Consider the following 14,278-nt stretch of genomic DNA (forward strand, 5'->3'; position numbering starts at 1 on the left):
ATGCAGCCAAGCGAAGCAGTAGAGTTGGTCGAGGGCGCATGAAGCGGGCGCCTCCGCGTGTTCCTGCGAGACCATGCAATGTCGACGTACGGCCTGGAGCGGCTATTTTCGCCTCGAAGCATCGCAATCGTCGGCGGCAGCCCGCGTCCGTCGTCGCTCGGCGCGGCGGTGCTCAGGAACATCGAGGCGAGCGGCTTCACCGGCCGCGTCGGCGTCGTCAATCGGAACTATGCCGACGTCGATGGTGCGCCGACCGTTCCCGACCTGAAATCGCTGCCATTCGTTCCGGATCTCGTCGTCATCAGCGCACCGGCGGCGGCGGTTCCCGAAATCGTCGCGGAGGCGGCTTCGGCCGGCGTTGCCGGTGCTGCGATCCTGTCGGCCGGTCTTGGCCATGGCGCGGGCTCGCTCGCGGAGACCGCGGGGCAGACGGCGCGACGGCATGGCATGCGCCTGATCGGGCCGAACTGCCTCGGCGTCATGGTGCCGCGCGCCAAGCTCAATGCGAGCTTCGCCTCGCATCAGCCGTCCGACGGGCACGTTGCTCTGATCTCGCAGTCCGGCGCGGTCGCGTCGGCGATGATCGAATGGGCGGCGGAGCGGCGGCTCGGCTTCTCCGGCATCGCGTCGATCGGCGACCAGCTCGATGTCGACGTCGCCGACCTCCTGGATTATTTCGCGCTCGACGACCACACCAGCGCGATCCTGATCTATCTCGAAGCCGTCAAGGACGCGCGCAAGTTCATGTCGGCGGCGCGCGCCGCGGCGCGGCTGAAGCCGGTCGTCATCGTCAAGTCGGGACGGATGGCGCAGGGCGCCAAGGCCGCCGCGACCCACACCGGCGCGCTGGCCGGCTCCGATGCGGTCTACGACGCCGCATTCCGTCGCGCCGGCATGCTGCGCGTCTACGACCTGCGTCAGCTGTTCGATTGCGCCGAACTGCTTGGCCGCGGCTTCGTTCCGCGCGGCAACCGACTGGCGATCCTGACCAATGGCGGCGGGCTCGGCATCCTCGCGACCGACCGGCTGGCCGAGCTCGGCGGCGTTCCTGCGACACTGACGGCGGAGACCATCGAACGGCTCGACAAGGTGCTGCCGCCGGGCTGGTCCTATGCCAATCCGGTCGACATCGCGGGCGATGCCGATGCCGACCGCTACGTGGTGGCGCTCAGCGCACTGCTCGATGATGCGAACAGCGATGCGGTGCTGGTCGCGAATGTGGAAACCGCGGTTGCGCCGGCCCAAGGAATTGCAGAGGCGGTGGCGCAATGCGTCCGCGACCGCAGGACGAAGCGGAGTGCGGTCGCCGCACTGGTGCTCGCGGCCTGGGTCGGCGCCGACGAGCGCACCGGCGCGATCTTCGAGGCGGCACGGATTCCGCACTTCCCGACCGAGGACGATGCGGTGCGCGCCTTCATGTATCTGGTGCGCTACCGCGAGGCCTCGACCGCGCTCGCCGCAACCCCGCCTGGCGTCGCATCGGTGTTCACGCCGGAGACGGCGGCGGCGCGCCACGTCGTCGTGAACGCGCTGTCGGAAGGGCGCGCCTGGCTCGATCCGGCCGAGATCGTCGCCCTGTTCGCGGCCTATCATATTCCGATCGTGACGACGCTCGTCGCCGACAGTGCCGAGGACGCTGCCGAGAAGGCGGCGCCGCTCTTCGCCGAAGGACATGCGATCGTGGTCCGGGTGTTCTCGCGCGACATCCGGCACGCCTCCGACGTCGGCGGCGTGATCCTCGATCTGCGCACCAAAGACAGCGTCATCGAGGCCGCCCGGACCGTCATGGCGCGGGCACGGAGTGCCCGGCCCGACGCCATCCTGCAGGGCGTGACGATCCAGCCGATGATCGTGCGGCGCGCGGCGCGCGAGCTGATCTTCGGCATCGCCGAAGATCCGACCTTCGGTCCGGTGATCGTGTTCGGCCGCGGCGGCCCCGCGGTCGAAGTGATCAACGACAAGGCGCTGGCGCTGCCGCCGCTCGACATGAATCTCGCCCGCGAGCTGATCGGACGCACCCGCGTCTCGCGGCTGCTCGGCGGCTATGGCGATGTGCCGGCGGTCCCGGCCGATGTGGTGCCGCTCACCCTCGTCAAGCTGGCGCAGATGGCGGCCGACATTCCCGAGGTCGCCGAACTCGACATCAATCCGATGCTGGCAGACGAGAGCGGCGTGCTCGCGCTCGATGCGCGGGTCGCGATCCGCAAACCCACCCGGCTGTTTGCCGGCCACACCCGGCTCGCGGTGCGGCCCTATCCGTCGCAATGGGAAGGCGAGCTTGCGCTGCGCGACGGCTCGCGTGTCACGGTGCGTCCGATGCGGCCGGAAGACGAGCCGATGGTCAGCGAGTTCTTCAAGCGTGTCACCGCCGAAGACCTCAGGCTGCGCTTCTTCCATGCGATGAAGGAATTCTCGCACGCCTTCATCGCACGCCTGACCCAGCTCGACTATGCGCGGGCGATGGCGTTTGTGGCGCTCGATCCGAACACCGGCGAGATGATGGGTGCGGTCCGGCTGCATTCGGACTCGCTGTACGAGAATGCCGAATACGCGATCCTGCTGCAGTCCGATCTCAAGGGCAAAGGCCTCGGCTGGGCGCTGATGCAGCTCCTGATCCACTATGCGCGGTCGGAGGGATTGAAGCGTCTGTCCGGCCAGGTGCTGACCGAGAACACCACGATGATCGGGATGTGCCGCGATCTCGGCTTCACCGTGACGATGGATCCGGACGATCACAGCATCGTCGATGTCGTACTCGACCTCGATCGATCCGGCGTCGATGCGGTCGGCGCCGATATCCTGATCCGGCCCGCTGCGGCTGGCCGCTGATAACAGCGCCAGCCGCGGCTGCAACGGATCAGATCTGGCGTTCGACCAGCTTGAACTTGAGCTCGGCGATCGCTTCGGAGGGGTTGAGGCCCTTCGGACACGCCTTGGCGCAGTTCATGATGGTGTGGCAGCGATAGAGGCGGAACGGATCCTCGAGATTGTCGAGCCGCTCGCCGGTCGCCTCGTCGCGGGAGTCGGTGACCCAGCGGTTTGCCTGCAGTAGCGCGGCGGGGCCGAGGAAGCGCTCGCTGTTCCACCAGTAGCTCGGGCATGAGGTCGAGCAGCAGGCGCACAGGATGCACTCGTAGAGGCCGTCGAGCTTCTCGCGGTCCTCGTGGCTCTGCCTCCACTCCTTCTGCGGCGTCGGCGTCGTGGTCTTCAGCCACGGTTCGATCGAGGCATACTGGGCGTAGAAATTGGTGAGGTCGGGAACGAGGTCCTTCACCACCGGCTGGTGCGGCAGCGGATTGACCTTCACGGCGCCGCCCGCGCCGACGTCGTGCATCGACTTGGTGCAGGCCAGCGTGTTCTGGCCGTCGATGTTCATCGCGCAGGAGCCGCAGACGCCTTCGCGGCAGGAGCGGCGGAAGGTCAGTGTCGGGTCGATGTGGTTCTTGATCCAGATCAGGCCGTCCAGCACCATCGGACCGCAATCATTGGTGTCGACATGATAGGTGTCGACGCTCGGATTTTTGCCGTCGTCCGGGTTCCAGCGATACACCCGAAATTCGCGCGTCTCGGTGGCGCCGGCCGGCTTCGGCCAGGTCTTGCCGCCTGAAATCTTCGAATTCTTCGGAAGTGCGAATTCAACCATGCTTGCTCGCCTTCGTTCTCAGTAGACCCGCGCCTTCGGCGGGATGTACTGCACGTCATTGGTCATCGTGTAGCTGTGCACCGGACGGTACTCGATCGCAGTCTTGCCGGCCGGATCGATCCAGGTCAGCGTGTGCTTCATCCAGTCCTTGTCGTTGCGGTCCGGGAAGTCCTCGCGCGCATGCGCGCCGCGGCTTTCGGTGCGGTTCGCCGCCGAATCCATCGTCACGACCGCCTGCACGATCAGATTGTCGAATTCCAGCGTCTCGACCAGGTCGGAATTCCACACCAGCGAGCGGTCCGACACCGAGATGTCGCCGACGCCGCCATAGACCTTGTGGATCAGGTTCTGGCCTTCCTGCAGCACGTCGCCGGTGCGGAACACCGCGCAATTGTTCTGCATCACATGCTGCATGCTGTCGCGCAGCTTCGCGGTCGGCGTGCCGCCGGAGGCATGGCGGAAGTGATCGAGCCGGCCGAGCGCGAGATCGGCGGAATCCTTCGGCAGCTCCGGCTGCTTGGCGTTCGCGGTCAGCTTGTCGGCAAGGCGCAGCGCCGCGGCGCGGCCGAACACCACGAGGTCGATCAGCGAGTTGGAGCCGAGGCGGTTGGCGCCGTGCACCGAGACGCAGGCCGCTTCGCCGATCGCCATCAGGCCCGGCACCACCGAATTGTCGTCGCCATTGCGCTTGGTCAGCACCTCGGCGTGATAGTTGGTGGCGATGCCGCCCATGTTGTAGTGCACGGTCGGCACGATCGGGATCGGCTCGCGGGTGACGTCGACATTGGCGAAGATCTTGGCCGATTCGGAGATGCCCGGCAGCCGCTCATGCAGCACCTTCGGATCGAGGTGGTCGAGGTGCAGGAAGATGTGGTCCTTCTTCTTGCCGACGCCGCGGCCTTCGCGGATCTCGATCGTCATCGCGCGCGAGACGACGTCGCGCGAAGCGAGGTCCTTGGCCGACGGCGCATAGCGCTCCATGAAGCGCTCGCCCTCGGAGTTGACGAGATAGCCGCCTTCGCCGCGGGCGCCTTCGGTGACGAGGCAGCCCGAGCCGTAGATGCCGGTCGGATGGAACTGGACGAATTCCATGTCCTGCAGCGGCAGGCCGGCGCGCAGCACCATGCCGCCGCCGTCGCCGGTGCAGGTGTGCGCCGATGTGCAGGAGGCGTAGGCGCGACCATAGCCGCCGGTCGCCAGGATCGTGCTCTGGGCGCGGAAGCGGTGCAGTGTGCCGTCGTCGAGCTTGAGCGCGATCACGCCGCGGCAGACGCCCTGGTCGTCCATGATCAGGTCGATGGCGAAGAACTCGATGAAGAACTCGGCCGAGTGGCGCAGCGACTGGCCGTACATCGTGTGCAGCATGGCGTGGCCGGTGCGGTCGGCGGCGGCGCAGGTGCGCTGTGCCTGGCTCTTGCCGAAGTCGATGGTCATGCCGCCGAACGGGCGCTGATAGATCTTGCCGTCCTCGGTGCGCGAGAACGGAACGCCCCAGTGCTCGAGCTCGTAGACCGCGTCGGGCGCGTTGCGCACCATGTATTCGATCGCGTCCTGGTCGCCGAGCCAGTCCGACCCCTTCACGGTGTCGTACATGTGCCAGCGCCAGTCGTCCTGATGCATGTTGCCGAGCGAGGCCGAGATGCCGCCCTGCGCCGCCACCGTGTGCGAGCGGGTCGGGAACACCTTGGTGATGCAGGCGGTGCGCAGCCCGGCTTCCGAACAGCCGACCACGGCGCGCAGGCCGGCGCCGCCGGCACCGACCACGACGACGTCGTAGGTATGGTCCTGGATCGGGTAGGCCTTGCCGTTCGTGGCCGGGCCACCGTTGGTGGCCTTGCCGTTTCCTTCACCGGCCATGGATCAAACTCCCGACGACAATTTGAGGATTGCGTAGATCGAGGCCAATGCGACCGCGACGCAGAAGAAGTTGTTCGCCATCACGCTGGCGATCTTCAGCTTCTCGTTATGGATGTAGTCTTCGATCACGACCTGCATGCCGATCTTCATGTGCCAGGTGCTGGCGATGATGAAGAGCAGCAGGATGATGGCGATCGGGATCGAGCCGAGGATCTGCGCCGCGCCGGCATGGTTGCGGCCGATCAGCGTGATCACCACGACGATCACGGGAACGATCAGCAGCGTCATCGCAACCGCGGTGAGGCGCTGGCGCCAGAAATCGCCCGTGCCGGTGTGCGCGGAGCCGAGGCCGCGGACGCGCTCCAGCGGCGTGCGCATCGAGGAGGGGCCGCTCATCGTCCACCTCCCACGGCGTAGGCAATGATCCAGACCAAAACGGTCAACGCGATGCCGGCGACCAGCGCGCCCCAGGTCAGGGCTTCGCGCTCATTGGCCTTGAAGCCGTAGCCGAGGTCCCAGACGAAATGCCGGATGCCGCTGCAGAGATGGTGCATCAGCGCCCATGTGTAGCCGAACACGATCAGCTTGCCGATCGCGCTGCCGGTGAAGGCCTGGACGTTGGCGTAAGCCGAGGGGCCGGAAGCGGCGGCGATCAGCCACCAGGCCAGCAGCAGCGTGCCGAAATAGAGGGCCAGACCCGTGGCGCGGTGGACGATGGACAGCGCCATCGTCAGCGTCCACCGGTAGGTCTGCAAATGGGGTGAAAGCGGTCGTTCGATCCTGGCGGTCATCGGCGGGCTTTATGTTGTGAGGGACCGCGGCCGGCCCATCGGGGAACGCGGTAGAGGAGTTCTATTTACGGAGTCGGATCACCCCGCGCAACGGCCAAATAGCCTTCGGTCGAACCGAAGTTCATTGTTAGAGTTGCCGAATTCTGGTTGATCCGCAGTGTGGTATACCAGATGCAAGGTCAAGCGAGCCAAGTAGTGAATCAAGATGTTCGCGGATCGATTGGCGCGCTCAGCTGTCCGCAAACGGGGGTCGCAAGGCGTCGATTTTGCCCCAGCGTTCCACCAGATAATCGACAAATGCCCTGATCTTAGGCGATGCGAGACGTGAGGGTTGAAGCATCAGATGCAGCGGCGTCGGCGCCGGCTCGTGGTCGATCAGCAGGCGCTGCAGGCGGCCGTCGGCGAGCTCGGACTGCACCTGCCAGGACGGCGCGCGGACGATGCCGGCGCCCTCCCGCGCCGCGCTGACCAGCGCATCGAGGCTATTCATCCAGAGCCGACCGGATATGCGGATTTTGCGGCCCGTCTTGCTGCCGTCGGCAAAGCGCCACTCCGCGCTGCCGGGCGAATCGGAAAACACCAGGCAGTCATGCCCGGCAAGATCGTCCGGTGTCCGCGGCGCACCGCGCCGGGCCAGATAGTCCGGCGACGCGCACACGATCAGCTGCAGATCGGTGAGCTTGCGCGCCACGAGTTGCGAGTCACGCAAGCGGCCGATGCGTATTGCCAGATGGATGTCCTCGTCGACCATATCGACGGCGCGGTCGACCAGCAGAAGGTCGACGGACAGCGCCGGATAGCGGCGCAGAAACTCGACCAGCAGCGGCGCGATCACGAGCCGACCGATCAGACTCGGCGAGCTGACGCGGATCCGTCCCGATGGCTGATGCGGGTCGCGCGCCAGCGCCGCCTCGATCTCCCTGATCTCGCCGAGGATCGATTTCGCGCGCTCGTAGAGGATGCGCCCGTCGTCGGTCAGCGCGAGCTGGCGGGTGGTACGCAGTAGCAGGCGGGTGCCGAAATGCTCCTCGAGCGCGCTGATCTGCCGGCTCACTGAGGTCAGCGAACTTGGCAGCGCGCGCGCGGCCGCCGACAGGCTGCCGCTCTCGACCGCGCGGACAAAGGCCGCCATCGCCGCAAGCCGGTCCAAGCCTGATCCTTCCGCATTTCGCAAGAGAGCCTGCTCATCTGCAGCAATACCCCCGTCTTTCAGAAGGGTCTAGCCTGACGGCTCCACGATTTGAGGAGCTCGACATGGCCTCAACGTCCATCCGTCCAAATTCGCTCGAGCGGCGCGGATGTGCCGGCCGCGCCGGCGCCGACGATCCGGCCATCCTGCTTGTTTTCTCCTGCGTCGGACTGTTAATCGACGTGCTGACGTTGCCGATGCAGGGCGCGACGTCCTCGATCCCACTCCGCTTTGCCTTGATTGCGGTCGCTGCTCCCGTGGCAGCGTTGGTCGCACTGTGGTTGGCCGACCGCACCGAGGCAGGCGCCTCCTGACGATGCGAAGGACATGATGGCCGGCCTCGATCCCAAGGAATTGCTCGAACTTGCGCTGCTGCTGATTGCGGTCGGGGCGCTGTCCGGCTTTCTCGCCGGCCTGTTCGGCATCGGCGGCGGCGCGATCCTGGTGCCGGTGTTCTACGAATGCTTCCGCCTCGCCGGCGTCCCGCTCGAGGTGCGGATGCCGCTGTGCATCGGCACCTCGCTCGCGATCATCATCCCGACCTCGCTGAGCTCGTTCCGCGCCCATTATCGCCGCGGCGCGGTCGATATCGAGATCCTGAAGCGCTGGTGGCTGCCGATCGTGATCGGCGTCGCCGCCGGCAGCGTCACCGCGCGCTTTGCGCCGGAGCGGCTGTTCAAGATCGTGTTCGTGATGGTGGCGTGGTCGGCGGCCGCGCGATTGTTGCTGGCGCGCGAGACCTGGAAATTCGGCGACGACGTGCCGAAGGGTTTCCTGATGCGCATCTACGGCTTCTTCGTCGGCCTGTTGTCGACGCTGATGGGCATCGGCGGCGGCCTGTTCGCCAATCTGCTGATGACCTTCTACGGCCGGCCGATCCATCAGGCGGTCGCGACCTCGTCGGCGCTCGCGGTGCTGATCTCGATCCCCGGTGCGCTGGGCTATGTCTATGCCGGCTGGCCCGCCGCCGCGCGCTTCCCCGACGTCACCGCGCTGCAATTGCCGTTCGCGCTCGGCTACGTCTCGCTGATCGGTGCGCTGCTGGTGATGCCGACCACGCTCGTCACCGCGCCGCTCGGCGTCAAGGTCGCGCACGCGCTGTCGAAGCGGGCGCTGGAGGTGGCGTTCGGGGCCTATCTCTTCATTGTCGGCGGACGGTTCGTGATCAGCCTCGTCGGAGGGCACTGATCGGCTCGTCCTTCAGCCGTACTTCGCTGTGACCCGTCGGAGGTCTCCGACACCCTCGATCCGATCGGCGTGGGACAGGAATCGCAAGCGTGCTCCGATCATTTCAGGAGCTATTGGCAATTTCAGTTTCTCGCAGTCTGCCATCGCGACCCCTATAATCATCGCGACCTTTTGCCATCGCGATGTCAGGGCCGACATGATGACGTCGTCGAGCGCAGCTTCCGTAGCGCCACGGGGGAGACGCACGTCACTCCACTTCAGTTCGGAGGTCGGGGGAGGCAGTTCTTCGTGAAGCTCCAGCTTCATCAGGTCGCGAAACTGTTCGTAGAGCGGTAGCATCACCTGCCATTCCAGCTCGAGCAGGAGGTCATAAAGCGGGCCATCCAATTCAAGCCGCTCCTGCTTTCCGAGCTCCGCAATCGCGATTCGAGCCTTCTTCATCGCCTCGTGCGCGATGACGAGTTGATCGTTAATCTGGATAGCCTGCTCCCGCTCCATCTACCCCTCACGACGTTCTTGCGGCTTCATCCCTTCGCGTAAATATTCTTATACGTATCCCGCAGAATATTCTTTTGCACCTTGCCCATCGCGTTGCGCGGCAATTCCTCGACGACGAAGACGCGCTTCGGCATCTTGAACTTCGCCAGCCGTCCGTCGAGCGCCTTCAGCACCGCGGCCTCGCTAACATCGGCGCCCTTGGCGCAGACCAGAACGGCGGTGACGCCTTCGCCGAAATCGGCATGCGGCACGCCGATCACGGCTGACTCGATCACGCCGGGCATGGCGTCGATCTCGCTCTCGATCTCCTTCGGATAGACATTGAAGCCGCCCGAGATCACAAGATCCTTGCCGCGGCCGAGGATGTGGACATAGCCCTTGTCGTCGATCTTGCCGAGGTCGCCGGTGATGAAGAAGCCGTCGGCGCGGAATTCGGCCTTGGTCTTCTCCGGCATGCGCCAGTAGCCCTGGAACACGTTCGGGCCCTTGACCTCGATCATGCCGATGGTCTCCCGCGGAAGCTCCTTGCCGGTCTCGGGATCGGTGACCCGCACCGAAACGCCGGGCAGCGCGAAGCCGACCGCGCCGGGCACGCGGCCGCCGTCATAGGGGTTGCTCGTGTTCATGTTGGTCTCGGTCATGCCGTAGCGCTCGAGCACGGCGTGGCCGGTGCGATCAGACCATTCGCGATGGGTGTCGGCGAGCAGCGGCGCCGAGCCCGAGATGAACAGCCGCATGTGCCCGGTGGCGTCCTTGTTCAGGCCGGGATTCTGCAGCAGGCGGGTATAGAAGGTCGGCACGCCCATCATCACGGTGGCGCGCGACATCAGCTTGATGATCACGTTCGGATCGAACTTCGGCAGGAAGATCATCGAGGCGCGCGCGAACAGCGTCACGTTGCTGGCCACGAACAGGCCGTGGGTGTGATAGATCGGCAGCGCGTGGATCAACACATCCTTGTCGGTGAAGCGCCAGTAGTCGACCAGCGAATACGAGTTCGAGGCCAGATTGTCGTGCGACAGCATCGCGCCCTTGGAGCGGCCGGTGGTGCCCGACGTGTAGAGGATTGCGGCGAGATCATTGTTGCCGCGCGGCACCGTGGCGAATTCCTTCGCCGCCTTGTCGGCGGCCTCGGTCAGCGAACCCTTGCCGCTGGCACCGAGCGTCTCGACCTTGGCGCCCACCTTGGCGGCGATCGCCTTGATGCCGTCCTGCTTGGAAGGATCGCAGACCACCAGCGCCGGCTCGGCGTCGGTGATGAAGTATTCGAGCTCGTTCAGCGTATAGGCGGTGTTGAGCGGCAGGTAGACGCCGCCGGCGCGCACGGTGGCGAGATACAGCACGAGGGCCGAAACCGACTTCTCGGTCTGCGCCGCGACGCGGTCACCCGGCTTGACGCCGCGCTCAACCAGCACGTTCGCCATCTGGCCTGCGCGCGCGATCAAATCGCCATAGGAGATGCGGCTGCCGTCGTGTTGCTCGATCGCGAGCCGGTTGGGGTCGTCGAGGCCGTCGAACAGGCGGGAAAACAGATTGGCGTTGGTGGTCGTGTTCATGCAAACATTCCCCGAGGGGCGAAGGGCCGGAAGATTTCGGCTGGATTAGCAAAAACGCCCTTCGGAAAGCAACGGAGACAGTTTGCATGACAAATAATGGGAAACGCGTGGCTTGGGTCACCGGCGGCGGCACCGGAATCGGCGAATCCGGGGCGGAGTTCCTGGCTGCGGACGGCTGGACCGTCGTGGTCTCCGGCCGCCGCAGGGAAGAGCTCGACCGCGTGGTGGCCAACATCACCAAAAAGGGCGGCAAGGCCGAGGCGATCCCGCTCGATGTCAGCAACAAGACCGATGTCAACAAGGCCGCCGAGACGATCGTCGGCAAGCACGGCCGCATCGACCTCCTGGTCAACAGCGCCGGCATCAATGTGCCGAAGCGCAGCTGGGCCGACATGGAACTGGAAGGCTGGGACAAGCTCGTCGAGGTCAACCTCAACGGCGTGCTCTACTGCATGCGCGCGGTGCTGCCGACGATGCGCAAGCAGAAGGACGGCTGCATCATCAACGTCGCCTCCTGGGCCGGCCGCCACGTCTCGAAGATGCCGGGCCCGGCCTACACCACGACCAAACACGCGGTGCTGGCGCTGACCCATTCCTTCAACATGGACGAATGCGTCAACGGCCTGCGCGCCTGCTGCCTGTCCCCGGGTGAGGTCGCGACCCCGATCCTGAAGCAGCGGCCGGTGGTGCCGAGCGAAGCCGAGCAGGCCAAGATGCTGCAGCCCGAGGATTGCGGCCGCACCATCGCTTTCGTCGCCAGCATGCCGGCACGGGTGTGCATGAACGAGATCCTGATCAGCCCGACCCACAACCGCGGCTTCATCCAGACGCCGGCGAACCGGGATTAGATGAGGTCCGTCTTCTCCTTCCCCCTGAAAGGGGGAAGGCCGGGATGGGGGTCAGCCGCAGGCGATGCTGTATGCGAAGAGCGCTGATCCCCACCCGCTTTGCTCTGCGAGCAAAGCGACCTCCCCTTTTCAAGGGGAGGTTGGAGCTCCGTAGCCCGGATGGAGCGAAGCGTAATCCGACGGTCTGCCCGCGGAGAGGCTGGTTCCGGATCTCGCTGCGCTTGATCCGGGCTACAAACGACGGAGTCCCGCGCGACTCACTCGATGATCTCGTTCAGCTCCTTGCCGGTATGCTCCGGCACGAACAGGTACACGCCGATCGCCATCGCGATCATCAGCACGGGGATGCAGAGGAACGCCAGCGCGAACGAGCCGGTGTGCTGCTGGAGCGCGATCGAGACGAACGGGAACAGCACGAAGCCGACGAAATAGGCGATCGCCCAGACCACGCCGTTGGCGGCGCCGCGGATCCGGGTCGGGAAGATCTCCGCGGTCAGCGTCGTGCTCGGCCCCCAGAAGCCGAGAAAGCCGAGACACCAGGCGAGCCCGAACGCCCAGAGCAGCACGCGGTCCTCGGAATAGACCCAGAGCGTCATGAAGATCGCACCCTCGATCAGGGTGATGATGAAAGTGCGGCGGCGGCCGATCTTGTCGATCAGCCAGCCGACCAGGCACAGTCCGAGGAAGCCGCAGAGCCCGTAGAACACGTAGAACAGGCTGTATTCGGCGGTCGACCAGTGCTTCTCGGTCGACAGATACAGCGGCATCCAGGCGCCGACCGTGCCGTAGATGCATGTGCTGGCGCAGGCGACGAACAGCGCGACCAGCGTGGCGGGCAGCACGTCGGGCATGAACACCTGGCGGATGCCGACCGACTTGGCCTTGCCGAACCAGGCGCTGTCCTCGGCGCTGACCGTGCTGCCGCGCGCCAGCGTCTCCGAGATGCGCCGCTTGCGGTCCTGCGCGCGCACCCAATAGGGCGATTCCGGGCAGGTGGAGCGGATATAGATCGCGAGCAGCGCGATCACGCCGGGCACCATGACCGCGATGCGCCAGCCGAAATTCGCGGCGACGAGGCCCGTGATCGCACCGGCGAGCGTGGCGCCGAGGCACCAGGCCGAGCGGGTGATGCTGATGACGCGGCCGCGGAGCCGGGCCGGCCAGGTCTCCGCCACCAGCATCGAGCCGAGCGACCATTCGCCGTTGAGCGCGAAGAACAACAGCGAGCGCGCGATCACGAACACCGCAAAGGTCGGCGACATCGCCGCGACCGGCATCAGAAGCGTGAACAGCGCGATATTGACGGCGAGCAGCGTGCGGCGACCGTAGCGGTCGGCGAGCCATGGCCAGAAGTAAAGCCCCGCGATGCCGATGAACAGCGCGATCTGCATGCCGGAGCGGTACTCCGGCAGGCTCAGCGAAAATTCCTTGATCACCATCGGCGAGATCAGCGCGAAGATCACGCCGTCCATGCCGTCGAAGCCCCAGCCGAGCGCGTTGGCGGTGGCGATGTGCCAATGCGTTTTCGTGATCTCGGTTGTGTCCGCAACCGCGCGGTAGTTGGCGTATTGCAGGTGTTTCTGCTCGAGCGGACCGATGTCGATGCTTGCATCGTTCACCGCAGGTGCGGCGTGGCCGTCAGCCGTGATGCTGCTCATGATGCCTCCCCGCGGCCGCTTTCTGCGAAGCTGTGCCGCAACCTCAAGCTGAACCAATCAGCTAGCTGCGGCAAGCAAATTGCTCGCGGCAGCGCACGCGTCCATTCCGCTGAATGGAATGCATGCCGGGCAGCACGAGGCGTCGCGTGTACGCAGCGCGCGCCGGCCGGTTTCAACAATCACAAAGAATTATTTCCGGAAACCGTCCGGAAAGCCTGCCGTAGCTCAGCCAACGACGACGCACTGATCAACCAGCACGCGCCGTTGTTGCCCCTTCAACGCCGGCGAAGCCTCGCCGGTCGGCCTACTCATCGGGAGATGAAACCATGTCGAAGCGTATTGCCTATCTCACCGCCGCCGCCTTCAGCGCGCTCGCGATCACGGCCACTGTCGTGGCGCCGGTCCGCGCCGAGGAAAAGACCGTGATGGTCGGTGGCGCCGCGATGTTCCCGTCGAAGAACATCGTGCAGAACGCCGTCAACTCGAAGGATCACACCACGCTCGTCGCCGCGGTGAAGGCTGCGGGCCTGGTCGGCACGCTGGAAGGCAAGGGCCCGTTCACGGTGTTCGCGCCGACCAATGCCGCGTTCGGCAAGCTGCCGGCCGGAACCATCGACACCCTCGTCAAGCCCGAGAACAAGGCGACGCTGACCAAGATCCTCACCTACCATGTGGTGCCGGGCAAGCTCGAGGCCTCCGACCTCACCGACGGCAAGAGGCTGAAGACCGCCGAGGGCGAGGAGCTGACCGTCAAGAAGCAGGACGGCAAGGTCTGGATCGTCGATGCCAAGGGCGGCAGCTCGATGGTGACGATTTCCAACGTCAACCAGTCGAACGGCGTCATCCATGTGGTCGATACCGTGCTGATGCCGGCGACGTAACACCTGGCGGCCTGCTTTAGTCCCTCAAAGGACCCGCGACATAGCGAGCCGGCGCCTCGCCCCGGCTCGCATTTTTGTGACCATATGAAGCAGCCTATATCAATCTGATGATGCGCGACCCCGTAACGGACCGCCGGTTCCGGGCGTATAACCCGGTAACGACCACGAG

General features: G+C 65.4%; 13 protein-coding genes. 5 read left to right on the top strand and 8 right to left on the bottom strand.

Annotated features, from left to right (window positions below; genetic code table 11):
• The first annotated feature begins 78 nt into the window (after nucleotides 1–78).
• Complete coding sequence (locus ACVIYL_RS09975; protein ID WP_456778414.1) at nucleotides 79–2,829, top strand: bifunctional acetate--CoA ligase family protein/GNAT family N-acetyltransferase; 2,751 nt, start codon at nucleotides 79–81, stop codon at nucleotides 2,827–2,829.
• Nucleotides 2,830–2,857: 28 nt separating this feature from the next.
• Here the strand turns inward: ACVIYL_RS09975 and ACVIYL_RS09980 are convergent, their stop codons facing one another.
• From ACVIYL_RS09980 to ACVIYL_RS10000, 5 genes are all read right to left on the bottom strand, one after another.
• Nucleotides 2,858–3,643 (bottom strand): succinate dehydrogenase iron-sulfur subunit, encoded by a 786-nt coding sequence (locus ACVIYL_RS09980; protein ID WP_028337893.1) that lies wholly within the window; start codon nucleotides 3,641–3,643, stop codon nucleotides 2,858–2,860.
• Nucleotides 3,644–3,661: 18 nt separating this feature from the next.
• Entirely contained in the window at nucleotides 3,662–5,500 is a 1,839-nt protein-coding gene (gene sdhA, locus ACVIYL_RS09985; protein ID WP_229192491.1) for a succinate dehydrogenase flavoprotein subunit, read from the bottom strand.
• A gap of 3 nt (nucleotides 5,501–5,503) precedes the next feature.
• Nucleotides 5,504–5,878: a succinate dehydrogenase, hydrophobic membrane anchor protein gene (gene sdhD, locus ACVIYL_RS09990; RefSeq protein ID WP_085964893.1), complete on the bottom strand. Its 375-nt coding sequence runs from the start codon at nucleotides 5,876–5,878 to the stop codon at nucleotides 5,504–5,506.
• A 14-nt stretch (nucleotides 5,879–5,892) separates the two neighbouring features.
• Nucleotides 5,893–6,291, bottom strand: coding sequence for a succinate dehydrogenase, cytochrome b556 subunit (sdhC, locus tag ACVIYL_RS09995; protein ID WP_028337891.1), 399 nt, complete (start codon nucleotides 6,289–6,291; stop codon nucleotides 5,893–5,895).
• Between the two features lie 229 nt (nucleotides 6,292–6,520).
• The gene (locus ACVIYL_RS10000) at nucleotides 6,521–7,441 is read right to left on the bottom strand and encodes a LysR family transcriptional regulator (protein ID WP_456778415.1); all 921 of its coding nucleotides are present in this window, start codon (nucleotides 7,439–7,441) and stop codon (nucleotides 6,521–6,523) included.
• 104 nt (nucleotides 7,442–7,545) lie between these two features.
• Between ACVIYL_RS10000 and ACVIYL_RS10005 the strand changes: the two genes are divergently transcribed.
• Nucleotides 7,546–7,794: a hypothetical protein gene (locus ACVIYL_RS10005; RefSeq protein ID WP_456778416.1), complete on the top strand. Its 249-nt coding sequence runs from the start codon at nucleotides 7,546–7,548 to the stop codon at nucleotides 7,792–7,794.
• A 13-nt stretch (nucleotides 7,795–7,807) separates the two neighbouring features.
• Complete coding sequence (locus ACVIYL_RS10010; RefSeq protein ID WP_456778417.1) at nucleotides 7,808–8,668, top strand: sulfite exporter TauE/SafE family protein; 861 nt, start codon at nucleotides 7,808–7,810, stop codon at nucleotides 8,666–8,668.
• A 12-nt stretch (nucleotides 8,669–8,680) separates the two neighbouring features.
• Here the strand turns inward: ACVIYL_RS10010 and ACVIYL_RS10015 are convergent, their stop codons facing one another.
• Together ACVIYL_RS10015 and ACVIYL_RS10020 are read right to left on the bottom strand one after the other, a co-directional pair.
• A complete protein-coding gene (locus tag ACVIYL_RS10015) occupies nucleotides 8,681–9,166 on the bottom strand; it encodes a DUF3658 domain-containing protein (protein WP_456778418.1) in 486 nt (161 codons plus the stop codon).
• 26 nt (nucleotides 9,167–9,192) lie between these two features.
• Entirely contained in the window at nucleotides 9,193–10,722 is a 1,530-nt protein-coding gene (locus tag ACVIYL_RS10020; protein ID WP_456778419.1) for a malonate--CoA ligase, read from the bottom strand.
• Between the two features lie 86 nt (nucleotides 10,723–10,808).
• Here ACVIYL_RS10020 and ACVIYL_RS10025 point away from each other — a divergent pair, with 86 nt between their 5' ends.
• Nucleotides 10,809–11,570: an SDR family oxidoreductase gene (locus tag ACVIYL_RS10025; protein WP_225645292.1), complete on the top strand. Its 762-nt coding sequence runs from the start codon at nucleotides 10,809–10,811 to the stop codon at nucleotides 11,568–11,570.
• Between the two features lie 257 nt (nucleotides 11,571–11,827).
• Here ACVIYL_RS10025 and ACVIYL_RS10030 read toward each other — a convergent pair whose 3' ends face one another.
• Entirely contained in the window at nucleotides 11,828–13,228 is a 1,401-nt protein-coding gene (locus ACVIYL_RS10030; protein WP_456778420.1) for an MFS transporter, read from the bottom strand.
• Between the two features lie 326 nt (nucleotides 13,229–13,554).
• On the opposite strand from ACVIYL_RS10030, the gene ACVIYL_RS10035 reads away from it, so the two are divergent.
• Nucleotides 13,555–14,109, top strand: a complete 555-nt coding sequence (locus ACVIYL_RS10035; RefSeq protein WP_456778421.1) for a fasciclin domain-containing protein — start codon at nucleotides 13,555–13,557, stop codon at nucleotides 14,107–14,109.
• Nucleotides 14,110–14,278: the final 169 nt, after the last annotated feature.

Source organism: Bradyrhizobium sp. USDA 3315 (genome assembly GCF_054056795.1).